Here is a 24498-nt window from a genome sequence, read left to right as displayed (position 1 = left end):
AACAGGCGGGGACGACAGGTGGGGACGACAAGCGAAGACCAATAACGAAGACAGACAGCGGGGAGGGAAAGACATGGCACATCTTGCCGGTAGCTATTCGACCATCAGCTTGCCCCTCGCTGCTGTCTTTGTCGGCTTCTTCGGCTTCTTCGGCTTCAGCTTCAGCCTTGAGGCAAAGGAGCCGGTGTCATATCCAGAGAATTTTGATGCTGTGGTCCTTAAGGGAAGCACCAATCTTGTCAATGGCAATCAAGTGCACTGGACGAAAGATCAGGTCTCGTCCGGCATGACTTCTGAATCCGGTGATTGTGGCAAGTTGTTTGTCCGCGGTGATCGCTTCAGACTTCATTGCGTCTCGACAACTGCTTCTCCTGATGGGGGAGGAGGGTTTGTTCGCTCCAAATGGAGCGAAGAAGCACAGGGAAGTGTTCGCGATGGTGCGTTCAAGGGGCGTTATATCAGAACAGACCGGACATGGAGTGATGGACGCAAGGGAATTCAGGATGGGCTTTATAGCAAGGGATATGAAGACGGCAACGTGACCGGGACACTGTCTCCCGATGGCATGATTGTCCTTTTGATGACGAAGAGAAGCGAAACGCGCCAGTTCAATGAAATGAAGTCTGAGGATGGCTTCACTTATCTTACGGGCGTTTGGAAAGACTATGAGGTGCATCCCGATATGAGGCACGTCAGCACGAGTGCCACCTATCGCTTCGATCCTTCGCTTGGTGCCAAGCCAGACCCTGCGATCACCACAGAGACAATCCAAGCGGAAATGACAGAGCGTGGGCTTGGAGATCCGGCGAGCAATGCCGATGAGGTCGCGCAGGGCAACGGCTTGCCGCCTCGCAAGCCCGTTACTCTTTCTGGCGGTGAGGGAACGATTGCGCTTGAAGATGCCTTGAAAAATCAGGCTATTGGCGAGGAGCAGCCCAATTCCGAAAGCCAGAGCGGTCAACCAGTCGACAGGTTTGACGCTTGGAAGCAGGATTTTGAAGATCGTGGCTGGCGCTATGTCGAAAAGGACGGGTTTGCCGAGTTCGAGCCCCGGGAAGGGGCGCGGGATGACAAGGGCTGGATCTATTCCGAGGACAAAGGCGACTTTATTCCGCCCACTCGGCAGGATCAGGATATCGCTTCAAATGACGATCAAGACAAAGAGGCCGTCGACAGATCGGACCGTCCGGAAGATGGCGACGAGAATGAGCTTGGCGAGGTCTGGAGTGATGAAGATGGCGGCTGGATCGGTCGCAATCTCTATGAACAGGAGCGAGATCGCCGTGTCCACATCAAGGCGCTGAATGATCAGCCCTCTCAGGGGCAGGACGAGGACGTCAAGCGGCTCTATGACGCCTGGCAGAAATCGGAAGAAAAGGGGAAACTTCAGCCAGAGGTGTTCAGGCGCGTGGCGGACCGCAAAAGGGAGCTTGATGAACGGATCGAAAATCTGATTGTCGGAGAGACCAATCTTGATCGCATTCGGTTCCTGCGCGATTTGCAAGACAAGCTGAGCGTTCTTGATGTCACCGACAAGGATGGCGTGTTGGGGGATTGGAACAGGATCGTCAAGGATCAGGAAGCGGCGGTGGCTTTCAATGTCGACTATACAATGAAGCAGTTCATTGTCGAGACGGGGGCCATGACCCTTGATACCGTTCTGACCCGAGGTGCCGCCATGGCGACCCTGCACAGCTACAATGCTGCGGTGAAGGAGAAGGCCGACCCGAATTCAACCACGGCGTCCGTGATCTGGGAAGGTGCCAAGGAGGGGATCTATCAGGGTACTATCGGGTTCGTGCTGAACAGATTGGCCGCCGGAGCCTTTTCCAAGGCAAAATCCATGCGGGAGGCCGCGAAGGCCGCCAAGGAGACATCGGATGATATTGTTGGCGCAGCGGGAAGGACAAAGGCCAATTGGTCTTCTTCTTCTGAGGCTATCAAGCAGGATATGCAAAAGAAATTGCTGGCCAGATTGCCCGCCAATCATCCGGCTCACAAGATAGGCAAGCTCAACGAGACGCTTGGCAAGGCCAGCAGCCAGTTTGATGCCCGCAAGATCAATCCGCACATGCGCCTTGATCCGGGCAGCGAAACCTACAAGGCAGGCATCGAAGCTCTCAAGCAAAATCCGCGCTATCTCACAGACAAGGCCAAAAAGGTTTCCGATGCCATTCGCCATGATTTGGATCTGGCCGCCCGGGAACGTGCGGTCAAACAGCTTTATCGGGATCATCCGGACCTCAAGGGGCATCTCACCCATTTCGAAAATACCGGCAGTCATGCGCAGAAGGGCGCGGGTTATCGCGGTGGAGCTTCTGACATCGATTTTACTCCCAAGGGAACAAGCACACCGCAGGGGCGCGAGGCGGAGACGCTCTTTTCACAATATTACGAACAGGCCGTCAGGAAAGTGTCCGGAGGCAGATTGTCGACCAGGGATCTCAAGGCCCATGCCTATGGAGGCGATCAGGGCACCGGTGCGTTTCGGTCCGAGACGGGCCTGAAAGTCAAGGACGTGATGAACCAGACGTCTGGCCGCATTGACAAACTCGATCATTCGGGAAAAATCACGCATAGTTTGCGCGGTGATGATGCGGTTGAAGTCGGTCAGCCGACGAGGGTTTTCGAGACGGGAAATTCAAGTCCCATTGCCAAGAGAGAGATTGAAACCTTCCGCAAGGATCTGGCCAACAAATTTCGTGAGGAATTGCCGGAAATGGGGACTGAGCAAGAGAGGCTCATTCAGGCGGCCAAAGGCTACAGGCTGAGCCGTGTCATTGAAGCCAAAGCCGTTGGTGGGCGCCCTCTTTCTGCCAATCGTGCACTATATCAATGGTCCAAACAGATAAAGAATCGCATTCCGACCATGAGTGATGCTCAGATGAAGGCGATGACCAATCGATTTCTCAAAGGGATAGAAAAAGGACAATGATGACTTTCAAATATGAGCCAGAGAAAATGCTTCGAACAGTCTTGCTTCTGATATCGGTGCTTGCCACTTCGCTTTATCCCGGTGTCGTTCATGCCGTGATGCCGCCGCAACATTATGCAGACCGTTCCCAAAACTCGAAGATCAAGGCAATTGCGGTCATCGTCGATGTGCAAAGGCTTCATATAGGCAAGCGTTATACTGAAAAGAAAGTGAGCTTTCGGACTGACTTCGCTCTTACGACAGACACCGGAGAGCTGTTTACCGGCACATGCAAATCGGTCGACACGCCGTTTCAGGAAGCCAATGTCATGGTGGGAGGAAATATCTATTTTTATCCCGCCGAGGGACAGCGTGTCTTTGTCACCGTGAGCGATGACGGTGGGGAGATAACCTCCCTGACGCCCATGACCCAAGAGCTGGAACATGCTGTCAGAGAGACGCCTGAAAAACTCCGTTACGGCATCGGTAATGCTGGCGTTAAATAAAGACAAGATGTCTCAGAGGCCATGAGCCTCGGAAGCCTGGTCCGATGCTTGCTATTTCGGTTTGGCTGTTGATTGGCGGACTACCAATTCCGTTGGCAGTGTGATTTGATGAAAGGGGACTTCCAGTCCCGCGATCATCGCCATGAGCAGGTTGACGGCAGATCGCCCCATTTGCTGGAGCGGCTGATGGATGGTGGTCAGGGCAGGGTGCATCTGTTCGGACAGGGAAATGTCGTCAAAGCCCACAAGGGACATGTCCTCGGGAACCGAAAGTCCGGCCTCCCTGATTGCCGAAAGGGCACCAAGGGCAGAAATGTCATTGGATGCGAAAATCGCAGTTGGGCGTTCCTTGATAGCCAGCAGGCTTTTCGCAGCATCATAACCGCCTACCTGCATATAGTCCCCCTCGCAAATGAGGGCCGGATCCGCATCAAGACCATATTGCTCAATCATGTCCTTATAGGCTTTCAGACGGCTTCTGGCCGAGATCAGTTTGAGATCGCCGGTGATGAAACCAATTCTGCGATGCCCCAACTCGATGAGATGTTCCATGGCTTGTCGCCCGCCCTGATATCCGTCAGTGATAATTGCAGGGAAGGTGGGTTCATCATGCAGGCTTTCTACCGTGACCACGGGTAGGGATGCCTGGCGCAGTTTTTCGAGATAGTCCGCTTCGTAAGGCAACAGTACGATGATGCCATCTGCAAATTGCTGCAACAGATTGACGACGCTCGATGGCGGCTGCATGTCCGTATCCGACAGGAAATAGACAAGCATTTCATATCCGGCGCTACGAACAGATGTGCCGATGCCCATGACCATTTCATTGGTGAAGGAGGTCGGAAGCTGAGCAATTACACCGATGATATGGGTGCGTCCATTGGAGAGTTTCTGTGCCAAGGGATTCGCAACATACCCCATCTCACTGGCAATGCGCTGTATGTCCTCTCTGGTCTTGTCCGAGACACCAGCCTTTTCATTGAGTGCACGGGATGCTGTCATCCGGGAAACACCGGCAACTTTGGCAACATCGGCAAGGGTCGGGCGTGGTTTCTTCACAGGCTATTGCCTTTTTCGTTGGTTGCAAATTGGGGTCGGACAATCAAGTAGGCCGTTGATGCGCTGCTTTCGACAAGGTCGTTGGACAATTTGCTGTTATCCTGTTGGTTGGATTGCTGGAAAATACGACCTTCGTCCAGTTTTTCACCCAATTTCATCAAGAAAATCGCCATCAATGGCAGAAAACTGCTTTTTCGTTTCCAGTCTGTTTTTCATACAGGCTTTTGGGGCGAATTCAAGATGATTGACACACAATAACGTTACCGGTAACGTATCACTGCTAAGATTGAATGATCAAGCTTTTTGATCGGATCAAGTCTTGAAAATTTGGGAGGAAAAGATGCAGCTAACTATCAAGGGTCGCATCACGAGTTTGCTCTGCGGTGTTGCCATGGCGAGCCTTTTGCCAATGAGCGCTTCAGCAGATGATACAAAAGTCATTACATCCTGGGATTTGCAGACTCAGGAAAGAACCGTTGCCACCATTCGCGACGCTGCGGATCGCTTCGAAGCTACTCATTCTGGCTTCAAGGTTGAGGATTCGCACATTGCCAACGACGCTTATAAAACCAAACTGAAAATCGCTTTTGGTGCCAATGAGGCTCCTTGTGTCTTTACCAGCTGGGGTGGAGGCCCTCTGCGTGAATATATCAAGGCAGGCAGCGTTACCAATCTGACGCCTTACCTTGAGAAGAACAAGGATTTTGCTGACAGGTTCCTGCCCGCCAGTTTCTCTCCGGTCAAATATAACGGCGATATCTATGGTCTGCCGGTTATGGGCACTTCGGTTGCCGTGATTATCTATAACAAGGAAATTTTTGAAAAGCTCGGAATAGAAACACCCAAGACATGGTCCGAACTGATGGATGTGGTCAAACTTCTCAATGAGAACAAGATCGCTCCATTCGCGCTTGCCAACAAGGCAAAATGGCCCGGCTCGATGTTCTTTGTTTATCTGGCAGATCGTATCGGTGGCCCAGAGGTGTTCCAGAAAGCGGCTGATCGTGAACCAGGCGGGTCTTTTGAAGATCCAACCTTTATCAAGGCTGGTGAATTGCTTCAGGATCTGGTTAAGGCCGGTGGCTTTGCCCGCGGCTATAACGGGCTCGACTATGATATCGGTGGCTCGCGCCGCCTGCTTTATTCCGGTCGCGCAGCGATGGAATTGATGGGGAGCTGGGAGTTTGGTTCCATCGAGAATGAAAATCCTGAATTTGCCAAGAAAATCAGTTTCTTCACCTTCCCAGCCGTAGAAGGCGGCAAAGGCGATCCGAATAATTCGATCGGCACCATGGGCGATAATTATATCTCCATCAATTCAGCCTGTCCCTATCAGGATGAAGCTTTCGATCTGTTGATGTACCAGACCGATGACAAAGCCGCTCAGCTCAAGCTGGAAGACAACAAGATCCTTCCGGTCAAGGGCGTGAAGGTGGAAGATCCATATCTATCGGGTGTCATGGAAGCTGTGGCCAAGGCTCCAAGCATTCAGCTCTGGTACGATCAGGAGCTGCCACCGGCACTGGCTGAAGTTCACAAGGATACCACTCAGCAACTGCTTGGCCTTTCCATTACACCGGAAGAAGCTGCGGCCAAAATGGAAGCTGCTGCCAAGGATCTTGCCAGTAAATAACCTCCCTCCTGGGGATGCTCCGTCGATCTTGTGATCGACCTTTCCGGCCGATGTCCGCATGGGCACCGGTCGGTTTTGGCCAAAACAATGGAACGCTACTCATGTCTGCTGGATCAGAACAATCCATGACGCTTCGGTCAAGAAAAGCCTATCGGCGCGCCCAGATGTTGGCTCCGGTGGTGTTCCTTGCTCCGGCAATCTTGCTCTTGTGTGTCTTTCTTCTCTATCCGCTCATCTACAGCTTCCAACTCTCGTTTCTTGACTGGAACGGTCTGGGCAGTGGCGCCCGGTTCACCGGGTTGGATAATTGGCAGCGATTGCTCTCGGACACGGTATTCTGGCAATCGGCGCTGAACAATGTCTATCTGGCGGTCTTTTCCGTGCTGATTCAGCTTCCCATTGCCGTTGTTTTGGCGGTGGTGCTTGATGAGGCGTCCAAGGGCTCACGTCTTCTCAAAATTCTCTATTTTATCCCACGTTATTGATGTCGAGCGTGGCGCTTGGGGTTCTGTTCAAGAATATTTTTGATCCCAATTTCGGCCCGATCAACTCGATCCTTTCGGAACTCGGGCTCTATGACTGGACACAGGACTGGCTTGGGGATCCCCGATCTGGCGTTGGGGTCTGTCATTGCCGTGGTCTGCTGGCAGAATGTTCCCTTCTACATGGTGCTGTTTCTGGCCGCATTGTCCTCGTTTCCGCGCGAGATCGTGGAAGCGGCGCATCTTGACGGGGCAAGTGAGAACACCATTTTCTGGCGGCTCAAACTGCCCCATTTGCAAGGGACCGCTCGTACGGCAGTATTGCTCGCGGTCATTGGCTCCATGCGCTATTTCGATCTTGTCTATGTGATGACCGACGGGGGGCCTGAGCATTCTTCTGAAATGATGGCGACCCACATGTATCACACCGTCTTCAACTCATTCGAGATGGGTTATGGCAGTACGATTGCCTCGGCAATGTTCATGATCATTACCGTTATTGCTGCGATCTCGATGCGCGTCTCCAAACGCTTCGAAACTGAGGTGTGAGCGATGAGCAAAAAGAAATTCAAGCTTTCCAGGGTCATTTTTGCGGTGCTCGGACTGATCTGGCTGCTGACAACCACGATGCCCTTCATCTTTGTCGCTTTTACAAGCCTCAAGAGCCTTCAGGAAACCTATACCAATCCGGTCTGGATGCCGCCTGAGCACTGGAATTTCGGCAATTACATCCAGTTGCTCAACGGCGCGTTTCTGACCTATTTCCGCAATTCGGTTTTCGTCATTTCCATTTCGGTCATTCTGATCGTGCTGGTCAGCTCGATGGCGGCCTATGCCCTGGCGCGGCTCAAATTCCGGTTCAACAATCTGCTGTTCGGGCTGATCGTTGCAGGGATGATCGTGCCCTTGCATGTGACCCTTGTGCCCATCTATCTGATGGTCCGCAATATGGGGCTTTATGATACGATCTTTGCACTCATCGGTCCTTATGTTGCCTGTAGCCTGCCAATCTCAGTGTTTATTCTTACCGAATTCATGCGTCAGGTGCCCAAGGAGCTGGAAGAGGCGGCGTTCCTTGATGGCTGTGGTCCGTTCAAGATCTTCTTCAAGATTTTTTTCCCCCTCTCGATCCCCGGCATTTCCACCGTTGCCATCTATAACGGTATCATGCTTTGGAACGAATTTGTCTTTGCCTATGTGCTGACCAGTTCGCCCGACACGCGAACCCTGCCGCTGGCGGTGTGGGATTTCCAAGGCCAATACGCTGCTGACATACCCGCCATTCTGGCTGTCGTCACGCTCAGCACTCTGCCATTGATCCTTGTCTATGCAATCGGGCAGGAAAAGATCGTCAACGGCATGATGGCCGGATCTCTCAAGGGATAGGCCATGGAACCGAACAATCACATCACTTTTAGAAATCAGCAGCTTGTTACCGTCGTTCGCTTGATGGACATCGCGGTGGAGCAAAGACCTATCTGCAAGAGGAAGCCTCTGATATGACCAGTATTTCCCTTGAAAATGCTACCAAGCGATTTGGCCGTCATACGGTTCTGAGCGACATCAATCTGAATATCGGGGATGGTGAATTCTGCGTTTTCCTCGGCCCGTCGGGGTGTGGCAAGTCTACCTTGCTGCGGATGATCGCCGGAATCGAGACGCTTTCCGATGGAGAGCTGATGATCGGTGGTCAGCGCATGAATGAGGCGTTGCCTGCCGAACGGCGTGTGGCAATGGTTTTCCAGAATTATGCGCTCTATCCGCATATGAGCGTGTTCGAGAATATGGCCTTTGGCCTCAGGCAGGCCAGGACACCCAAAGACGAGATCTCGACCCGCGTCAATCAAGCAGCCCGCATCCTGCAAATCGAAAATCTGCTTGAGCGCAAACCCAAGGAGCTTTCTGGCGGTCAACGCCAGCGCGTGGCGATTGGCAGGGCGATTGTCCGGCAACCAGCGGTGTTTCTGTTCGATGAACCTCTTTCGAACCTTGATGCGGCCTTGCGGGTTCACATGCGCACCGAGATTGCCAATCTGCATCGGAAATTTCCCGAAGCCAGCATGATCTATGTGACCCATGACCAGACCGAAGCGATGGCGCTCGCCGACAAGATCGTTTTGTTGAGGGCAGGGGACGATGTGTTGAAGAAGGGCTCGATTGCGCAGATCGGCTCACCGCTGGAGCTTTATCACCGGCCGCAAAACCTGTTTGTTGCCAGCTTTCTCGGTTCTCCCTCCATGAACTTTGTTCCTGTCACCTTGATGGAGGCGACCGATACGGGTGCCCGTGTCTTGCTCGACAGTGAAGAAATCCTGTTCGTTCCCGTATCCGCCAGCCATTTGAACAAGGGTGCAAGTCTCACTCTGGGGGTTCGGCCAGAGCATATGGTACCGGTTGGTGAGGATGTGACCGAGCAGGTGATTTCCCGTTCGCTTTCCTCCGTCGAGAATTTTGGCGAATACAGCTTTCTCTACCTCGCCCAGACATCGGATCACCCCATGATTGCCAAGATCTCTGACGAGGCGGTGTCCTCCATTCGCGGTAATATCCGTTTCTCGGTCAAACCGGAGCTTTGCCATCTGTTCGATGCAACGGGTGAGGCTCTGGTTCATCTCAATCCCTCCCCAAAATCCGTGACCTTTGATGACGTCACACTTTGACGTGTGCGTTCAAGGACCAAGACAATGACAGATCTATATAAAGACGCAAATCAGAGCCCAGAAGCCCGAACCAGTGACCTTCTCTCCCGAATGACGCTGGATGAAAAGATAGGGCAGATGCATGCTGTCTGGCTGTTTCTCGATGAGAATGGCGAGCATCGCGTGCGCAGCGATCAGTTTACCGGGGAGAGTGACGCCAGCACCTTGAGGGCGATGCTGTCGCAAGGGTTGGGGCAGATCACCCGTCCGCTCGGCACCCGCAGTGTTGATCCGGCCGCAGGCGTTCGGGCGCTCAATGCCTTGCAGACATTCATGCTGGAGGAAACCCGGCTCGGTATTCCGGTTATGTCGCACGAAGAATGCCTGTCTGGCCTGATGATCAAGGGAGCAACCCTGTTTCCGTCTTCTCTTGCCTATGGTGCGACCTGGAACCCCGATCTGATCGAAGAGGTGGGCAAAGCGATTGGCGAGGAAGCCCGCTCCATCGGCTGTCACCAGGGGCTGGCACCGGTTCTGGATGTGGCCCGTGATGCCCGCTGGGGACGCACAGAGGAAACCTTCGGTGAGGATCCCTATTTGTGCGGACTTTTGGCAACCCGCTATGTGAAGGGATTGCAGGGCGAAAAGCGCGATCTTTTGGCGACACTCAAACATTATGCCGGCCATTCCGCCAGTGAAGGCGGACGCAATCATGCGCCAGTGCATATGGGCTGGCGGGAACTGAACGACATGTTCCTGTTGCCGTTCGAAATGGCAGTGAAACTGGCCAATGCCGGTTCGGTGATGCCCGCCTATCACGATATCGACGGCGAACCTGTGCATGCGTCCCGTCGTTTGATGACAGAGGTTTTGCGCAAGGACTGGGGCTTTGACGGACTGATCGTTGCGGACTATGTCGGGATATCTCTTCTTTATCAGCATCATGGTGTTGCCAGAGATGAGGCAGAAGCTGCCGCGCTTTCTTACAATGCTGGGCTTGATATCGAGCTGCCGGGCGATGATTGTGCCAAGGATCTGAGAGAGGCTGCGACCAGGGGCCTCATAACCGAAGATGTCATTGACGAAATAGTGAGGCGCATTCTGATGGAGAAATTCCGGATAGGGCTGTTTGAAAAGCCTTATGCGGATGATGCCGGAGTGACACTGCAATCGCAAAGGGCACTCGATGTTGCTCGTAAGGTGGCGGAACAGTCGGTGGTCGTGCTCGCCAATGATGGCATTCTGCCTCTTTCAGGGCAGAAAAGAATTGCCGTCATCGGGCCGACAGCTGATGATCCTCTGGCGCTGTTGGGAGACTACAGCTTCCCGGTTCACCTTATTCACAATGATGAGGAAGAGGAGATCGAAGGCATTGTCACTCCCCTTGCAGGCCTGAAAGACTGTCTGGGGGCAACTGCCGAGATCATCTATGCACGTGGTTGCAACATTCTGGATGAACGCAAGGCCGGGGCTCCTGTCTTCCCCGGGGATGTTGATGACAGCACCAGTCTTGAGCAGGCGTCCTCGTTGTCAACGCGTCTTGACATGATTCCTGAAGCGGTGGCCGCTGCCGAATCCGCGGATGTGGCAATTGTCTGCGTTGGAGATCTCTCCGGGATTTTCCAGACCGGCACCGTAGGTGAGGGGTCTGATGTCGACAGTCTCAGGCTTCCGGGCATGCAACAGGAATTGCTTGATGCCGTGGTTGCAACTGGCAAGCCGGTCATTGTGGTGCTCTCCAGTGGGCGCCCCTACAATCTGGGAGGGCTTGAGGACAAGTTGGCCGCTCAGGTGATGACCTTCTTCTCGGGCCAGCAGGGCGGGGTTGCCCTCGCCAATGTGCTCAGCGGTGCGGTTGAGCCGTCTGGGCGGTTGACCTTGTCGATCCCGAAAAGCGCAGGGGCAGCGCCTTATTACTATAATCACAGTTTCAAAAGTTCCGGTACGCCGATTGCCCGGCACTTCGGTTCGGCCTACCCCTTCGGGCACGGGCTGGCCTATACCGATTTTGCCTATACCGATTGTGTGCTTGAGCAAGACGAGATTGATTGCGCAACCGGTGAGGTGCGTCTCTCCTTTGTCGTGACCAACACCGGGAAACGGTCAGGTGTGGCTGTGCCACAGCTTTATGTTCGCGATGACCTATCCAGTTTTGTGCGGCCTGTCAAAGAGTTGAAGGCATTTGTTCGTGTTCCGCTTGATGCCGGTTGCCGCAAGAAAGTCAGCTTCTCTGTTCCCACCGACATGCTTTGCTTCACCGGAGCTGAAGGAAAACGGATTGTCGAGCCGGGGAGCTTCACTCTGATGGTTGGTGCTTCCTGCGGGGACATTCGTCTGCAAAGCTCGGTCACCTTGACTGGATCGGTTCACACTCTTGGCAAGGATTGGCGGATGGTCAGCGAGAGCGTGATCGACCTTCTTTAGGTCTTTGTTTGTTGTCGCAGCTACACGATATCCGGCCTTGGACGGCGGATGGTTGCGGCAGATTGTGGGGAGGGGAGAAGGTGGGTCTTTCTGGCCCACCTTCATTTGTTCCGGGCTGGCATTTTTCCATCAAGCAATGCCAGGCCTTATTGTCGCAGCCTGTTCTGGCAATGGGGATTGTTCTTTTTTTGCGTGTTGTCGAGCAAACGCTCTGGGATCGTCCGCTCTGTTGGTCTATGGTGCAGGCCATTCAAAGCCCCGTGAACCTGCGCGGGCAACAAGCGAGGAAATCAATTGGCAGATCCGCATATCAAGTCAGAAATGGACTGGATTGACTATACGTCCGTCATTCTCTACCGACTGGGGTTCCTGCTTGCGGGACCTTCGGTGTTGCTGCTGCCGTGGCAAACCGGCTATCCGGTGCTTGAGCTTTGTTTTGTCGCAGCAGCTTTTTGTGCCTGCTGTCTTCACATCTATATGAAGTCATTCAGAATGACCCTTCAGGCAGCGACGTGGGTGGGATTGCTCTGCTATCTTTTCGGGTTCGAGATGATTGGTCTTGGTGGTGCCTTCGTTACTTTGGGCGGGCTTTGCTTCAAGGAATATTTCTGTTTCAAGGTGCCGGGCCTTCCGGCTCAACCATTGTTGCTGGCAGGGCTCTGGGGCGCAATGGTGCTCGGTTTTCCGGTGGTCGCGCAGACTTTGGCAGGCATCTCGGCCCTGCTGTTTCTTGTCGTCAGCGTTGCCAAATGGCGCATGCCCTTGCACTATGATATCGGCGACAAGAGCAAATATGAAATCTGATTGCCATTCTCCAGTCTGTTGATCCACAGCTTGCAGATGGTGCCTGCTGTTTGAGGAGTGCGTCCAGTCCGCAAGCTTTTTGCGGATCAGTCTGTTCAATGGTTTGCATATCCTTAATTTTTCCAGATTCTGACTTAGGATGCCTTAATGATTTTGCCGTAATGCTGTGCCATGACGGGTGTACGGTCGTGTTTGGCCATTTTGAAACGGGGATTGACCATTGTTGTTCAGGCTTTTCGTAATGTGTTTGGCTTTGCTGCTCTCAAGCTGTTCGAGCTTGATGGAAGTGGAGAAATCGGACCGAGTGAGCAACGAGGAGTTTCTGGCCCTCAATGCGAAGATCGAATATCGCGGCAAACGGTCTGATGATTTCTGCTTCAAGAAATATGCAGATAGCGGCGATGCCGGGATTTTGGCGTGGTGTGAATCTTATGTTCTCAATGATTTGCTCGACATATATGAATATCGTCCCACCAAGGAAATCGCTGATCAGATCTGGCAGCATATCTCATGGCTTAAGGCCTCCTTCATCGAAAATGGTTCGGACGGGATTCGCTACCGCAAGGTGTCTGGTTGGTTCTCGAAAAAATACTCGAAAAACAAACCAACCGTTTGGGCTGTCCATAATGGCATGATTGCAAGCCCGATTGCCCGGTTCGCCTGGTTGGTCAATGGTCACGGCGATATCGCCAATGCTGAACGGGGGCAGGTTGCCTTCGATCTGGCGGTCAAGGCCTTCGATGCGATGGAGCAGGATTGGACGAGCGATGGCTATGTTTATCCCGGACATGATCTGAATGGCAAAAAGGGCGTTCCGCTTCCCTATAACATGCAGGCTGCAATGGGCATGCTTGCCTATTATCTTTATCAAGCCGATCCCCGCGACAAGCGATATGTCGGTCGGATGACCACGATTGCACGCATGATCAATGATGCAGCCTATATCGACCCGCGCAGCGGCAAGGCTCATCTTGTCTGGCCTTATCGAGGAGCGTCTGGCATTGAGGATTCAAGTCATGCCTTCCTTACGATGGGGTATCTGGTCAGGGTCTATGAATTGGGTCTGGTGCTTGATGACAAGCGCTTCAACCTCATTCTTTCCAGCTTCCTTGATGGGGCCGTAGGCAAGGGCAGCAAGATACGAGCGAACCTGAAGGGTGAGAAATTCGCATCCAGCTTTGATTCCACCTGCTATCGGGCCCTGGTTATCTATCGCCACCACAGACCGACCTTCGACAGATGCAAGTGATATCTTGGGGCAGCTGTTGTGCTGGCCCATGATCTGATGAGGCAAAGACCTTTCTCACGAAGCCAGCGCCGGGCGATTTTCGATCCTTCATCGATGTTGCTCTTCGCTGGCTTTGTCTGTTCTGGCCGAACTTTCGCGACTATTGAGCAACATGTGTGCTTTTCTGATGGGGCGAGACTTGCTAAAGAGGATTGGCGCAAGAAATCTTGTCGCTGAAGGAGTAAGCCCAAATGGCCTTTAAACAACACCTTTCAGATCTTTGGGTCATGATGCTGGATCTGGGTGGCTGGACGCTCGTTGCCTTGGCTGTCTTGGCTTTGCTGGTGATCGCAACCGGGCTGGTCTCAGCCTTTCAGATTGCAATGCTACATCCCTTTTCCTTTCGCAGCGGCGCGGCTCAGGACCTGCGATATCACATCGAGCAGCGCAAGAGTGCGGGAGCCAGCCAACAACAGATAGAAGAAAGTGCAACCCTTGCGGTGAAAGGTTTTCTGCGACAGGCCCGGACCGGCTTTCGTCTTTTGGAACTGGTCGTGACAGCGGCCCCGCTGCTCGGCCTTCTGGGAACCGTGCTTGGCATGATCGAAGCTTTTCACGCGATGCAGATTCAAGGGGATACGGTCAAGCCTGCTGATTTGGCAGGAGGGATCTGGGAGGCCTTGACAACAACGGCTGCCGGTATGGTCATTGCACTTGCCGCTCTTGCCCTGCACGCAATGCTTGATAGCATCGTTGATGGCATGCGCTATCGTCTTGAATGCGTGGCAACGGATGCCCTTTATGGCACTTCGACCGAGAGAAAGGGTCGGCTTCAGTTCGCTCGGAAAAAGCGGTCCGGCCCCGTCAAAGCTTCTCCGCAGCAGAAGCCAACACCACAAGCGCATCCGCAGCAGAAGCCGACACCACAAGCGCAACAGGACCCAGCCCCCTCAGAGGACGACAAGTCGTCCGGGACCGAGTAATGGCATTTGACTTTTCAGACAAGAAAAAGAGGCATATGTCCGTTGGCCTGACATCAATGATCGATGTCATCTTCATTCTGATCGTCTTTTTCATGCTGGTCTCGTCGTTCGGCCAATATCGGGTGCTGGATCTGGTAACCGACGGGGGAGCGCAGTTGCCGGGGCAGTCGCTCAAGGCCTTGAAGGTGGTTCTGGGTCAACAGGGCCAACTGATGACACAGACTGGTGAAAAAGCCGATGCGATGCTGGCCGAGGCCGTTGCGTCCGAACAGCCCGTCACCGTTATCCTCAAAGGCTCGGTGCCCTTGCAACAGGGTGTTCAAATTCTCGACCGTCTCAAAGGCATGGGGGTCAAATCGGTGGCTCTGGTTCCGGAGGTGCCCGATGCAAATTGACGAACCCGAACGCCCCGCCATCCGCGAGACCATTCTGCCCATGATCAATGTGGTTTTTCTGTTGCTCATCTTTCTGATGATGATGGGGCGGATTGCCGAAAAGCCTGATCTCGATATCAATGCGGTGGAAAGCGTTGCGGGAGAGGAGAAGGGGGCGTCGCTGACGTTATTTGTAAGCAATGACGGGCAACTGCAATTTGCTTCCGATCACCAACGCGATGTTGTTCTTGAAACGCTCAAACAGGCCCTCATCGCAGACGAGGAGGCGAGGGATCTGGTTATTCGCGCCGATGCCGGAGCCGATTTTTCCGGCATTCTGGAATTGGTGCGCATCCTTCGCCCCTATTGCAAGGGTGCCATCAAGCTTGAGGTCTTGCGAAAATGATCAGGCTTCCTGAGCCGGGATGTCTGATGCGGGGTCTGTCTTTGCTGTCGACCCTTATCCACTTTCACGCTATTGTTATTTTTACCGCTTCGCCATTCAGTTGACGCTGTTACACGGCGGGTTTGCGCCCTTCCATGTGACCAGAGACAGCATCATTCTTGCAGGAACCTGTTTCTTGCATCGATTGAGGGGTTGAAGTTTGGTGGCGCTTTGCGGCACAAGTGTAAGTGATTTGCGGTATCAGGCGCTCTGCTACAGGAGAATTTTCAGGTGCAATTCGAAGACATCAATCAGGATGGCGCCACTGTTTTGCAGCAGGTGCGCGATGAAAGCGGGATGATCTCGCAGGAATTTTTCGCGCGCATCGACGACGCCATTGACTCGCAAGATAGCGAGTTGTTGCTAAGCCTTACCCAGGATCTGCATGAAGCGGATCTTGGTGACATCATTGAAGCGCTCAGTCCCAGAGACCGCACGGAATTCATTGAATTGCTGGCGGGCGATTTCGACTTTACCGCCCTTGTCGAACTTGACGATTCCCTGCGCGCCAAGATCGTTGAAACTCTGCCCAACGAACTGGTTGCAGAAGGGATCAGCGAACTTGATTCCGATGACGCGGTCGTCATTCTTGAAGATCTTGAGGAAGAAGATCGAGACGAGATTCTCGCCGCTCTGCCGGCCATTGATCGGTTGCAGATCGCCCGGTCGCTCGATTATCCGGAAGATTCGGCCGGTCGCTTGATGCAGACCGATTTCATTGCCGTGGCACCTTTCTGGTCTGTGGGTCAGACCATCGATTATTTGCGTGAGACGGCGGATTTGCCGGATTCTTTCTTTCAGATCTTTGTGATCGATCCCGGACACCGGCTGTTGGGAACAGTTTCGCTCGATACGCTTTTACGTTCGCGCCGTCCGACGAGAATTTCCGAGATTCAGAACGAAGAACGCCATTTCGTCATGGTGGATCAGGATCAGGAAGAGGTTTCCCGCCTGTTCGAACGCTATGACCTTTTGTCGACGGCGGTGCTGGATGAATCCGAACGCCTCGTGGGTGTGATTACCATCGATGACGTCGTTGACGTCATTCACGAAGAAGCGGCCGAAGACATCAAGCGTCTCGGCGGTGTTGGCGACGAGGAAATCACCGATACGGTCATGGCAACCCTATGGTCGCGGTTGCCTTGGCTGTTGGTCAATCTTGGTACGGCCATCATTGCTTCTCAGGTGATTGCCGTGTTCGATGCGACAATCGAGCAGATGGTGGCCCTTGCGGTCTTGATGCCTATTGTCGCCTCGATGGGGGGCAATGCCGCCACCCAAACCATGACGGTGGCGGTTCGTGCTCTTGCCACGCAGGACCTTGATAAATTCAACATGATGCGCGTCGTATCCCGTGAAATTCTGGTGGCCATTTTCAACGGGTTGACCTTTGCTGTGATCCTCGGTGTCATTTCGGCCCTCTGGTTCTCGAATATTCAGTTGGGCTTTGTCATGGGAGCGGCGATTGTGATCAATCTGTTCTGCGCAGGACTTTCTGGCATTCTCATTCCCGTGGGCTTGCAGAAGGCGGGGATTGACCCGGCCATCGCATCATCGGTGTTCATTACCACTGTGACAGATGTGGTTGGCTTCTTTGCTTTTCTTGGGCTTGCGGGCTGGTGGTTCGGATTCCTGTAGGGCTGACCATCTCTTGCATGTCTCTTTTGTTGTTTTTCGTTGTTTGATCTTCACCAAAGGATAGAGCTTCATGCCGCCTCGGATCATGGGAATTCTGGAAACGCCGGTCTATGTCGATGATCTGGAGCAGGCCCATGCCTTCTACAATGGCGTATTGGGCCTTGAGCGCATGGTTGCGGGAGAGCGGCTGCATGCCTATGACGTCGCGCCGCGTCAGGTTTTGATCGTGTGTCTGCGAGGGGCTTGTGATGAGGATGCCCTGATCGATGGACAGAGAGTTCCCGGTCATCACGCAACGGGGCCAGCCCATTTTGCCTTCCGGATTGATGAAAGCCAGCTCGAGGCCTGGCGGGACTATCTTGTGGAGCGGGGAATCGAGATAGAAAGCCGCGTGACGTGGCCTCTGGGCGGAAGCAGTCTTTATTTTCGCGATCCGTTTGGCAATGTTGTCGAGTTGGCAACCGGTGGTGTCTGGCCAAGCGATCAGTTGGGATGAAACAACGATCAAGCTCCATGCTCAGATATGTGTCTCTGGATTATCTATCTTTCTTCTTTGACTGATTTTCGTCGAGATTTCGTTCCAGACTGATTTTTTATTCTGAAAGGTTATTCCCCATGAGTGGTTTGATAAAAGGAATTGCGAGGGCGAGTCTTATCGCCGGTATTCTGGCCCTGTCACCCGGTTCAGGAGCAGCGCAAGGGGCCAAGAGCCCGTATGATACGGTCTATAAAGTTATTGCGGATAGCTATTTGCGTAAGGATATAGCCGAGGCCTCCGGCAAGAAAGCGCAGCTTGAAAAGGGAACCACAGGAGTTGTGATGCGTTGGTGTCGACCCGAATTCAGCTTTCGGGATTGGGCCTATGGCACGCTTTCCAAGCGACGCAAGATGCTTCAGGTGCGGGCATGTGAAGTCAAGGCGAATGGTGTCGTGGGGTTTGTCGACGCCAAGATTCTGGACCCGATGTGACGGGTATTCATTTCTAGCCCGTTAATGGCTGTCACCCGGTCTGGATTTGGCAGGGCGACGCGCTACCAGAAGGCCAGCGAGAATCAAGCCAAGTGCGGCCCATGTGGTGATGGCAACCTGCTCTGACAGGATCAAAGCGCCCAGAATGACCCCGAAAACCGGAATGAGATTCATCCCCAGCGAGAAGAAACTCGCCCCGATTGCCCAGATCAGGCGATAGCGCAAGATTGTTGCAAGTCCCGTTGGCAAGAGGCCCAGAAAGGCAAGGCTGCCCCATGCGCTCATGGAGATGGCGGCAAAATCCGGCGTGCCTTCCAGTGCGGCCAGTGCGATCATTTCGAGCGACGCCAGACCCAGAATAAGGGTTGCCAGCCGGGTTGGCGGGATATCCTTGACCTGACGGATCATTGCGCCAGAAATGGCATATGAGAGCGATGCTCCAAGAATTGCCAGCATGGCAATGACGGAACTGCTTCCCATCGCCTTGATTGCTTCATTGCCGACAACCAGAGCGATCCCTGCAAATCCCAACAGGATGCCGATAAGCTTGTTTCGGTTGAACTTGTCGTCATGGGTCGTCAAGTGGGCAAAGATGAGCGAGAGAAGGGGGCCAGTTCCCAACAGCAAGGATGCTATGCCTGCGGAGATGGTCAGTTCCGCCCAGGAAATCAGCAAGAATGGCACGGAAACATTGAGCAGTGAAATAATGACAATGTTGGCCCAGGCCTTGACTGATTTGGGAAGGATGATGCCGCGATAAAGGCTCCAGGGCAGCAATACGACAAAACCGATGACAATGCGCGTGGCCGTCAGCCAGGTTGGACCCGTTTCAGGCACAGCCACCTTGATGGCAATGAAGGAGGATGACCAAACGAGAGTCAAAAACAGAAGCAGAGACAGATCGAACGGGGTCGGTTTGCGAATAGTAGGGGCGGACATCAGGAATTCTCGGCGATATATCTGGAAGGGCGGTTGCTAAGATGCATTCCATCCTTTGGCTTGGAATTTTGTCCTTTGCAATGCCCCTATCGACATTTTTGCATCTACAGGTCAGAGTTTTCCAGCATTTCAACCTCAAAGGTGGGAAAGGTGCCCGCAGCACCTTTCCTCAAGCTCGATTACAACAAGCCTTTGGTTTCTCTACTTAACAAAGAGCTGGGAAATGAGTTGAGGGCGTGAGAAAAAATGCCGCCGGATGAGGACTGCCGTGACGATGGTGGAAGCAATCATGAACAGTAAGGGATGGATGAACCAGCCAAACATCGGCGCGGAGAAGAAAAATGCACGCAAGCCAAGAGTGAAATGGTGCCCAGCCAGCGTATTCATTTCTGCGGCCTGTTTTATGGCTCGGTCGAGTTCCTCTTCTGTTGCGTCATCGGGATATGGGAAAGCGCCAATCAGGATGGAGGTATAGTTGAAAAGGCGATAAGCCCAGCCGAACTTGAAGAAGGCATATACATAAATGCAAATGAGGATGATTGCCTTGATCTCCCAAAGCTCCGGCGATGTCTCGATGGGCAGGGACAGGTCATTGGCCACTTTCATGGCAATGTCGGTTGCGTTGAGCATCGCAAATCCCGCCCCGATGGCCAGCAATGCGGTTGAAGCGAAAAAGGCGGTGCCATTCTGAAGCCCTGTGATGATGGCGGTGTCGATCATCCGGAATTCGCGTTTGGGCAGTGAGCGCATCCAGCGATATCGATGAGCGGCCATCAGCACGGAAATGTTATGCTTTTTCAGAGGAGAATAGTCGACAAGATAGGTGAAAGCCGCCCAGAATAGCAGATACCAGAGCAAGGCAATAATATCGAAGCTTGAAAATGGTATCATCAGATAGTCCTCATTTTTCTTGTAGATTCTCGATTTTGCTTTGATTCCATCGCCGCGGTCAGGTGCCAACCACCAAATTGCCATATTGCGCACATATTTATTAAGAACCTACATGATTGATTTTTATATAATATTTCAATTTAATAGCAGAGCTGCACATTTTGCATGCCAAAATAGTTGCGCAATTATTTCCGAGACGTTAACAAGAAGCCCTCAGCGCTCGGATGTTGAGTGCGTGAGATGACATAGTCAAGTGACAGCTGAGGTTTCATGGACAACGAAGTCAACGTTTCGTGTTGGGGTGTCACAATGAAAGCGGTTTTGGCATTAGGTGCCATTCTCGCTATTGTATACTTCTTCGGAGCATTTGATACCGTGGCGATTGCTGCTGGTTGATCGTACACCAGATGGTGCGCTGAAAAATGCAAAAAAAAAGCGTGGTCTTGGACCGCGCTTTTTTTTGTTTGTGTCTATGCTAGTCTTGGGTGCATTCGGCTCGCCTGTGTGGCAGCACAGGTCTGGCTGCCAATGCACTTTCTTTGCCTTATCCGCCAAATAATTTGAATAGACCACCTTCTGTCGGTACGCCCATGCGCGACAAGGCATGCATGCCGCCGATCAGCATGTAGGCGTCGCAGTCGACATGCTGGGCCAACTGGCGGGCACAGCCGTTTGTCCGGGCACCCGATGCGCAAAAGAAGATCGCTGCCGGTGCTCCGTTGGTATCGATTGGTCCGCTGATCGAAGACAGGGGATGATGCAATGCCGATGGCACCTTTTTCATCATCAATTCCATTTTCTCTCTCACATCGATAAGGACGGCTCCTTTGTCGAGCAGCGCCTTGGCGTCATCGTGATTGATTTGTTTGACAATTTGCTTTTTTGCCATTCTCTGGTCTGTTCCTATAAACGGTCATTCTGCGGTGGCAGTTGACGGGCTGTTATCATCAGTTGCGCAATAGAGGTCTTTCAAAACACTGAGCAGCAATTCGGCATTGTTGTCCGAGATGGAGTAATAGATTGTCTGTGCATCGCGACGACCGCAAATGAGGCCATCTTCCCGCATTTTTGCCAAATGCTGGGAAAGAGCGCTTTGGGAGATATTGAGACGCTCTGCAAGACAATTTACCGATTTGTCAGCTCCATCGATCAACTGGCATAGAATGCGCAGGCGGTTTCCGTTGCCGAGCAGTTTTAGCAGGCGCGCCACTTCGTCGGCCTGGTCTGCTAAATCTTCGATGGATGCTTCAGAACTCATTCAAATGCCTAAATTGTTCTCGATTTTGATTTGGTCGCCTTGTACGCACGGTCACAGGAAACGACATTCCAGGCCGCCCGGTCGCGAACTGTGTCTATCATTAGATTTCACTAATTTAGTATGTTCGAATGTTTAGTCAAGGAGATTTTTCGCCCACGGAGATTTTCAAGTCGTCTCAATAGTGGCAGAGTGCTGTGTTCTTTCACAGAATTGGGCAAGAAAAAGGGCTGCGAAGGCAGCCCACTTTTGTCTCTATGCATGCGTTCGGGGGGTTAGTCAGTTTTCAGGCATTGTTCAACAATGGCCTCAATAGTGTCAAAGCGTGGTTGCCAGTCAAGCAGATCGCGGGCACGGTTTGATGACATGCGTTGGGAGCGGGCATACCCAGACGCCCAGTTGCCGATCTCATCCTGAATTTCTTCAATGGAAATGATCTCGATTTTGCAGGGAAGTCCGGTATGGGTGGCAACGAGATTTGCCACCTCGCCGGCCGTTGCACTCTTGATCGCGGTTGCATTGAGAATGAGGCCGTTCCCGGCATGAGCGATTGCCTTGAGATAGAGATCCGCAAGATCGTCGGCATGGATAAAAGGAAAGTGAATGTCCTTGGACGCGACAAGCGAGATTTTCCCCTTTTCACGCAGCTGATTGGCGTAGCTTACAATCGTGCCTTTTTCATTGTCATTGACAAGCGCCGGATGGATGACTGTCAGGCGGAATCTGGGGCAGCTGTGCAGTTGCTCGATGCTTTCCAGCATCCATGCAAATTCGGGCAGGGGGTCAAGAACGTGTCGCTCCGTGATCGGAATGACAGGTTCTTCGGGATAGAGCCAACAGCCGCCGGTGAAAATGAACGGGATCTGTTTGCCCTCTGGCAAGTTCCGGGATTGCTCGGAGAGCGCAGCCATCAGATTGTGGTCGACGTCGCCCATATCGGTGTCGAACGTGGCCGCTGCGTGGATAAACGCATCATGCTCCAATGCCAGATCAACCCAGCCGGATGGATCGGTCAAACTGCCCATGATGGGGCTTGCGCCAAGTGATTTCTGAATTTCCGCACTTTTTTCCGATCTTGCCAGAGTGGTAACACCATGACCTTGCGATATTGCAAGTTTTGTTACTGCTCTTCCGATCTGCCCGGTTCCTCCGGTTAGAAAAATCCGCATTCAGTTTTTCCCTTTTTCGTAGCAAGTCCGATTGGCTTCATCTTAAATCACATAATCGCAAAATGTGCATAAATCCATGACCAACTTTGGGCAATCTGATCTAGTCTTTAAGGCGTATGAACAGCATGATAAGGAAACATGATGACTGTTCATTTAATAAAACTTTGTGTTGGTGTTGATCGTGTGGACGATTTGGAGCACTGGATTGCCCAGCGGCAGCTTGTGCGGCTGGCGGCGGGAGAAGCGCCCGAGCAGATCCACACGACGCGCATGACCCCGAAACGGCGAGACGAACTGCTCGATGGCGGATCACTCTACTGGGTTATCAAGGGCATGGTTCTGGCCCGACAGCGGATCATTGATCTGCGTTCGGTCGTTACAGCCGATGGAATTTCACGCTGTCAGATCGTCATGGATCCCGAACTTGTTCGCACAGAGGCGCAGCCGAAAAGGGCTTTTCAGGGCTGGCGCTATCTCAAGGCTTCCGAAGCACCAAGGGACTTGATTGCTCTTGATGGAGATGATGATTTGCCACCTGACTTCAGGCGTGAACTGGCCGAACTGGGCTTGCTCTGATTTCGATGCTGTTTAAAAAGACGCTTTCCTATTGTAGAAATAGGCAAGTCACCGAAGGAGTGAATCCGGTCACCAGATATTGCATTATGGGAGGGAACTGAATGGCGAACAAAAGGGACGAGTTGATCAGCCACGCCAATCAGGGTCTTTCGAAGGAGGCCAATGAAGGCTCTGTCGCCAGTTTCCTCGCCAAAACCAAATTGGTGCGACAGGCTCAGGCAGAAAAGGGACTGATGCCGGTATCCGGGCGCCTGATATTTGCGATGGATGCAACGATGAGTCGTCAGCCGACCTGGGATGTGGCTTGCTCTGTTCAGGCGGATATGTTCGAGGTGGCCCAGCTTCACGGTAGTCTTGCGACTCAACTTGTCTATTTTCGTGGAACGAGCGAGTGCCGTGCGAGCCGTTGGACGCGTTCGGCAAAGGAAATGACCGGCTGGATGGAACGGTTCGACTGCCGGGCAGGGCGCACACAGCTTGGGCGCATTTTGCAGCATGTGAAAAACGAAGCCCGCCAAATGCATATCGACGCGGTTGTCTATGTTGGTGATTGCCTTGAGGAAGACCCGGACAGGATTGTAGGAATGGCGGATGATATTGGTCGTTCAGGAATCCCGGTATTCGTGTTTCAGGAAGGTGCCGATCCCATGGCAAGTGATATTTTCAGGCAAATAGCACGATTGACGGGAGGGGCCTATGGGCAGTTTGATGCAAATGCCAAATCGAAACTGGCCAACTATCTGAAAGGTATTGCGGCCTTTGCAGCCAGTGGTCGTGATGTGACGCGTTTGCCCGATGAATTGAGAAAGCAATTGCCTGGACCAAAGGCGTGACGTGATGTTTGGGATTGGACGTAAATGATTTATTTTCTTGCAGGGTTCCTGCTTTTTGCCGGATTGATCTTTCTCTTGCGCTGGGCGGCCTATGCCAATCCTCAGGATCTGGCAATGCTGGCCTACAGGGTCGCAGGTCTGCTCTTGTTGCTGGGGGCAGGGTTTCTTGTTGCAAGACGGCAGTGGATGTTTGCTGTTCCCGTTATGGTGATGGCCTGGACATTGCTGCGCCGTAAGGCGTCGCGTGCCGGGGCTGATCGTGATGGCGGGCGGGGGTCTACGGTGCGAACCGCGGCATTGGAGATGACCCTTGATCACGATACGGGTATTATCATCGGTCAGGTTCTTGCGGGGCAGTTTGAAGGGCGGGAACTTGACAGCTTGTCAGAGGCAGATTTGTGCCGCCTCTGGCAGGAGGTGGAAAGCGACAGGGAAAGCCGTGACCTACTTGAAGCGTATCTTGACGGCCGGCGTGCCGACTGGCGAGAAAGCTTCAATATCGACCCGACAGCGCGGGAAGGAGGCACGACGAACTCTGGCCCCATGTCCCAGGAGGAAGCCTATCAGGTGCTTGGGCTTGCGGCGGGGGCCAGCGAGGCCGAAATTGTTCACGCTCACAGACGCTTGATGAAACGGGTCCACCCGGACCACGGGGGCTCGACTTTTCTTGCTGCCAAGATCAACGCGGCCAAATCCGTCTTGCTCCGAAATCATGACTGATCTCCAAACTACTCAAA

General features: G+C 53.0%; 26 protein-coding genes. 19 read left to right on the top strand and 7 right to left on the bottom strand.

Translation table 11 applies throughout. The annotated features are described in order from the left end of the window. Positions 1 to 73: 73 nt before the first annotated feature. Entirely contained in the window at positions 74 to 2935 is a 2862-nt protein-coding gene (locus ACHZB8_RS15725; RefSeq protein ID WP_316861709.1) for a hypothetical protein, read from the top strand. Positions 2936 to 2961: 26 nt separating this feature from the next. Continuing rightward, on the top strand, positions 2962 to 3420 hold the full coding sequence (locus ACHZB8_RS15720) for a hypothetical protein (protein ID WP_316861708.1): 459 nt from the start codon (positions 2962 to 2964) through the stop codon (positions 3418 to 3420). Positions 3421 to 3471: 51 nt separating this feature from the next. Here the strand turns inward: ACHZB8_RS15720 and ACHZB8_RS15715 are convergent, their stop codons facing one another. Both ACHZB8_RS15715 and ACHZB8_RS15710 read right to left on the bottom strand, forming a co-directional pair. Beyond that, on the bottom strand, positions 3472 to 4479 hold the full coding sequence (locus ACHZB8_RS15715; protein ID WP_316861706.1) for a LacI family DNA-binding transcriptional regulator: 1008 nt from the start codon (positions 4477 to 4479) through the stop codon (positions 3472 to 3474). Further along, a complete protein-coding gene (locus tag ACHZB8_RS15710) occupies positions 4476 to 4637 on the bottom strand; it encodes a hypothetical protein (protein WP_316861704.1) in 162 nt (53 codons plus the stop codon). The genes ACHZB8_RS15715 and ACHZB8_RS15710 overlap by 4 nt, the downstream gene beginning before the upstream one ends. Before the next feature lie 182 nt (positions 4638 to 4819). On the opposite strand from ACHZB8_RS15710, the gene ACHZB8_RS15705 reads away from it, so the two are divergent. The 14 genes from ACHZB8_RS15705 to ACHZB8_RS15640 all read left to right on the top strand — a co-directional run bounded on the left by ACHZB8_RS15705 (position 4820) and on the right by ACHZB8_RS15640 (position 18098). Further along, the gene (locus ACHZB8_RS15705; RefSeq protein WP_316861703.1) at positions 4820 to 6112 is read left to right on the top strand and encodes an extracellular solute-binding protein; all 1293 of its coding nucleotides are present in this window, start codon (positions 4820 to 4822) and stop codon (positions 6110 to 6112) included. 101 nt (positions 6113 to 6213) lie between these two features. Next, a complete protein-coding gene (locus tag ACHZB8_RS15700; RefSeq protein ID WP_316861701.1) occupies positions 6214 to 6597 on the top strand; it encodes a sugar ABC transporter permease in 384 nt (127 codons plus the stop codon). Positions 6598 to 6687: 90 nt separating this feature from the next. Then, positions 6688 to 7143, top strand: coding sequence for a sugar ABC transporter permease (locus tag ACHZB8_RS15695; protein ID WP_316861699.1), 456 nt, complete (start codon positions 6688 to 6690; stop codon positions 7141 to 7143). 3 nt (positions 7144 to 7146) lie between these two features. Continuing rightward, the gene (locus ACHZB8_RS15690; RefSeq protein WP_316861698.1) at positions 7147 to 7980 is read left to right on the top strand and encodes a carbohydrate ABC transporter permease; all 834 of its coding nucleotides are present in this window, start codon (positions 7147 to 7149) and stop codon (positions 7978 to 7980) included. 113 nt (positions 7981 to 8093) lie between these two features. After that, positions 8094 to 9254: a sn-glycerol-3-phosphate ABC transporter ATP-binding protein UgpC gene (locus tag ACHZB8_RS15685; protein WP_316861697.1), complete on the top strand. Its 1161-nt coding sequence runs from the start codon at positions 8094 to 8096 to the stop codon at positions 9252 to 9254. 24 nt (positions 9255 to 9278) lie between these two features. Continuing rightward, complete coding sequence (locus ACHZB8_RS15680; protein ID WP_316861695.1) at positions 9279 to 11657, top strand: glycoside hydrolase family 3 N-terminal domain-containing protein; 2379 nt, start codon at positions 9279 to 9281, stop codon at positions 11655 to 11657. A gap of 294 nt (positions 11658 to 11951) precedes the next feature. Further along, positions 11952 to 12461 carry a DUF2301 domain-containing membrane protein gene (locus ACHZB8_RS15675; RefSeq protein ID WP_316861694.1) on the top strand — a complete coding sequence of 170 codons (510 nt, stop codon included), beginning with the start codon at positions 11952 to 11954 and terminating at the stop codon, positions 12459 to 12461. A 241-nt stretch (positions 12462 to 12702) separates the two neighbouring features. Continuing rightward, positions 12703 to 13710 (top strand): hypothetical protein, encoded by a 1008-nt coding sequence (locus tag ACHZB8_RS15670; protein WP_316861693.1) that lies wholly within the window; start codon positions 12703 to 12705, stop codon positions 13708 to 13710. A 230-nt stretch (positions 13711 to 13940) separates the two neighbouring features. After that, the gene (locus tag ACHZB8_RS15665) at positions 13941 to 14672 is read left to right on the top strand and encodes a MotA/TolQ/ExbB proton channel family protein (RefSeq protein WP_316861692.1); all 732 of its coding nucleotides are present in this window, start codon (positions 13941 to 13943) and stop codon (positions 14670 to 14672) included. After that, positions 14672 to 15067, top strand: a complete 396-nt coding sequence (locus ACHZB8_RS15660) for a biopolymer transporter ExbD (protein WP_316861691.1) — start codon at positions 14672 to 14674, stop codon at positions 15065 to 15067. Before ACHZB8_RS15665 ends, ACHZB8_RS15660 begins: the two co-directional genes overlap by 1 nt. Further along, the gene (locus ACHZB8_RS15655; RefSeq protein WP_316861689.1) at positions 15057 to 15452 is read left to right on the top strand and encodes a biopolymer transporter ExbD; all 396 of its coding nucleotides are present in this window, start codon (positions 15057 to 15059) and stop codon (positions 15450 to 15452) included. Before ACHZB8_RS15660 ends, ACHZB8_RS15655 begins: the two co-directional genes overlap by 11 nt. 270 nt (positions 15453 to 15722) lie before the next feature. Next, positions 15723 to 17129, top strand: a complete 1407-nt coding sequence (gene mgtE / locus ACHZB8_RS15650; RefSeq protein ID WP_316861688.1) for a magnesium transporter — start codon at positions 15723 to 15725, stop codon at positions 17127 to 17129. 70 nt (positions 17130 to 17199) lie between these two features. Then, positions 17200 to 17625, top strand: a complete 426-nt coding sequence (locus ACHZB8_RS15645) for a VOC family protein (RefSeq protein ID WP_316861687.1) — start codon at positions 17200 to 17202, stop codon at positions 17623 to 17625. A 119-nt stretch (positions 17626 to 17744) separates the two neighbouring features. Beyond that, positions 17745 to 18098, top strand: a complete 354-nt coding sequence (locus ACHZB8_RS15640) for a hypothetical protein (RefSeq protein WP_316861686.1) — start codon at positions 17745 to 17747, stop codon at positions 18096 to 18098. 21 nt (positions 18099 to 18119) lie between these two features. Here ACHZB8_RS15640 and ACHZB8_RS15635 read toward each other — a convergent pair whose 3' ends face one another. The 5 genes from ACHZB8_RS15635 to ACHZB8_RS15615 all read right to left on the bottom strand — a co-directional run bounded on the left by ACHZB8_RS15635 (position 18120) and on the right by ACHZB8_RS15615 (position 22352). Beyond that, on the bottom strand, positions 18120 to 19037 hold the full coding sequence (locus tag ACHZB8_RS15635; RefSeq protein WP_316861685.1) for a DMT family transporter: 918 nt from the start codon (positions 19035 to 19037) through the stop codon (positions 18120 to 18122). Between the two features lie 201 nt (positions 19038 to 19238). After that, entirely contained in the window at positions 19239 to 19928 is a 690-nt protein-coding gene (locus tag ACHZB8_RS15630; RefSeq protein WP_316861683.1) for a DUF599 family protein, read from the bottom strand. Between the two features lie 544 nt (positions 19929 to 20472). Beyond that, a complete protein-coding gene (locus ACHZB8_RS15625) occupies positions 20473 to 20817 on the bottom strand; it encodes a rhodanese-like domain-containing protein (protein WP_316861681.1) in 345 nt (114 codons plus the stop codon). A 24-nt stretch (positions 20818 to 20841) separates the two neighbouring features. Further along, complete coding sequence (locus ACHZB8_RS15620) at positions 20842 to 21186, bottom strand: metalloregulator ArsR/SmtB family transcription factor (protein WP_316861680.1); 345 nt, start codon at positions 21184 to 21186, stop codon at positions 20842 to 20844. A gap of 272 nt (positions 21187 to 21458) precedes the next feature. After that, the gene (locus tag ACHZB8_RS15615; protein WP_316861679.1) at positions 21459 to 22352 is read right to left on the bottom strand and encodes an NAD-dependent epimerase/dehydratase family protein; all 894 of its coding nucleotides are present in this window, start codon (positions 22350 to 22352) and stop codon (positions 21459 to 21461) included. Between the two features lie 141 nt (positions 22353 to 22493). Between ACHZB8_RS15615 and ACHZB8_RS15610 the strand changes: the two genes are divergently transcribed. The 3 genes from ACHZB8_RS15610 to ACHZB8_RS15600 all read left to right on the top strand — a co-directional run bounded on the left by ACHZB8_RS15610 (position 22494) and on the right by ACHZB8_RS15600 (position 24481). Continuing rightward, complete coding sequence (locus ACHZB8_RS15610; RefSeq protein WP_316861678.1) at positions 22494 to 22928, top strand: DUF1489 family protein; 435 nt, start codon at positions 22494 to 22496, stop codon at positions 22926 to 22928. A 101-nt stretch (positions 22929 to 23029) separates the two neighbouring features. Beyond that, positions 23030 to 23761: a VWA domain-containing protein gene (locus ACHZB8_RS15605; RefSeq protein ID WP_316861677.1), complete on the top strand. Its 732-nt coding sequence runs from the start codon at positions 23030 to 23032 to the stop codon at positions 23759 to 23761. Between the two features lie 24 nt (positions 23762 to 23785). Beyond that, positions 23786 to 24481, top strand: a complete 696-nt coding sequence (locus ACHZB8_RS15600; protein WP_316861676.1) for a DnaJ domain-containing protein — start codon at positions 23786 to 23788, stop codon at positions 24479 to 24481. Positions 24482 to 24498 lie beyond the last annotated feature (17 nt).

Source organism: uncultured Cohaesibacter sp., assembly GCF_963556055.3.
In the GTDB taxonomy this organism is placed as follows: Bacteria; Pseudomonadota; Alphaproteobacteria; order Rhizobiales; family Cohaesibacteraceae; genus Cohaesibacter.
Note: the sequence above shows the minus strand (reverse complement) of the source record. Positions and strands in the feature narration are given on the sequence as shown.

Bases quoted from the DNA above. Each gene is read 5' to 3' on its own strand.
- ACHZB8_RS15725 (WP_316861709.1), top strand. From the start codon at position 74: ATGGCACATCTTGCCGGTAGCTATTCGACCATCAGCTTGCCCCTCGCT.
- ACHZB8_RS15720 (WP_316861708.1), top strand. From the start codon at position 2,962: ATGCTTCGAACAGTCTTGCTTCTGATATCGGTGCTTGCCACTTCGCTT.
- ACHZB8_RS15710 (WP_316861704.1), bottom strand. From the start codon at position 4,637: ATGAAATTGGGTGAAAAACTGGACGAAGGTCGTATTTTCCAGCAATCC.
- ACHZB8_RS15705 (WP_316861703.1), top strand. From the start codon at position 4,820: ATGCAGCTAACTATCAAGGGTCGCATCACGAGTTTGCTCTGCGGTGTT.
- ACHZB8_RS15700 (WP_316861701.1), top strand. From the start codon at position 6,214: ATGTCTGCTGGATCAGAACAATCCATGACGCTTCGGTCAAGAAAAGCC.
- ACHZB8_RS15695 (WP_316861699.1), top strand. From the start codon at position 6,688: ATGACTGGACACAGGACTGGCTTGGGGATCCCCGATCTGGCGTTGGGG.
- ACHZB8_RS15690 (WP_316861698.1), top strand. From the start codon at position 7,147: ATGAGCAAAAAGAAATTCAAGCTTTCCAGGGTCATTTTTGCGGTGCTC.
- ACHZB8_RS15685 (WP_316861697.1), top strand. From the start codon at position 8,094: ATGACCAGTATTTCCCTTGAAAATGCTACCAAGCGATTTGGCCGTCAT.
- ACHZB8_RS15680 (WP_316861695.1), top strand. From the start codon at position 9,279: ATGACAGATCTATATAAAGACGCAAATCAGAGCCCAGAAGCCCGAACC.
- ACHZB8_RS15670 (WP_316861693.1), top strand. From the start codon at position 12,703: ATGTGTTTGGCTTTGCTGCTCTCAAGCTGTTCGAGCTTGATGGAAGTG.
- ACHZB8_RS15665 (WP_316861692.1), top strand. From the start codon at position 13,941: ATGGCCTTTAAACAACACCTTTCAGATCTTTGGGTCATGATGCTGGAT.
- ACHZB8_RS15660 (WP_316861691.1), top strand. From the start codon at position 14,672: ATGGCATTTGACTTTTCAGACAAGAAAAAGAGGCATATGTCCGTTGGC.
- ACHZB8_RS15655 (WP_316861689.1), top strand. From the start codon at position 15,057: ATGCAAATTGACGAACCCGAACGCCCCGCCATCCGCGAGACCATTCTG.
- ACHZB8_RS15645 (WP_316861687.1), top strand. From the start codon at position 17,200: ATGCCGCCTCGGATCATGGGAATTCTGGAAACGCCGGTCTATGTCGAT.
- ACHZB8_RS15640 (WP_316861686.1), top strand. From the start codon at position 17,745: ATGAGTGGTTTGATAAAAGGAATTGCGAGGGCGAGTCTTATCGCCGGT.
- ACHZB8_RS15635 (WP_316861685.1), bottom strand. From the start codon at position 19,037: ATGTCCGCCCCTACTATTCGCAAACCGACCCCGTTCGATCTGTCTCTG.
- ACHZB8_RS15630 (WP_316861683.1), bottom strand. From the start codon at position 19,928: ATGATACCATTTTCAAGCTTCGATATTATTGCCTTGCTCTGGTATCTG.
- ACHZB8_RS15625 (WP_316861681.1), bottom strand. From the start codon at position 20,817: ATGGCAAAAAAGCAAATTGTCAAACAAATCAATCACGATGACGCCAAG.
- ACHZB8_RS15620 (WP_316861680.1), bottom strand. From the start codon at position 21,186: ATGAGTTCTGAAGCATCCATCGAAGATTTAGCAGACCAGGCCGACGAA.
- ACHZB8_RS15615 (WP_316861679.1), bottom strand. From the start codon at position 22,352: ATGCGGATTTTTCTAACCGGAGGAACCGGGCAGATCGGAAGAGCAGTA.
- ACHZB8_RS15610 (WP_316861678.1), top strand. From the start codon at position 22,494: ATGACTGTTCATTTAATAAAACTTTGTGTTGGTGTTGATCGTGTGGAC.
- ACHZB8_RS15605 (WP_316861677.1), top strand. From the start codon at position 23,030: ATGGCGAACAAAAGGGACGAGTTGATCAGCCACGCCAATCAGGGTCTT.
- ACHZB8_RS15600 (WP_316861676.1), top strand. From the start codon at position 23,786: ATGATTTATTTTCTTGCAGGGTTCCTGCTTTTTGCCGGATTGATCTTT.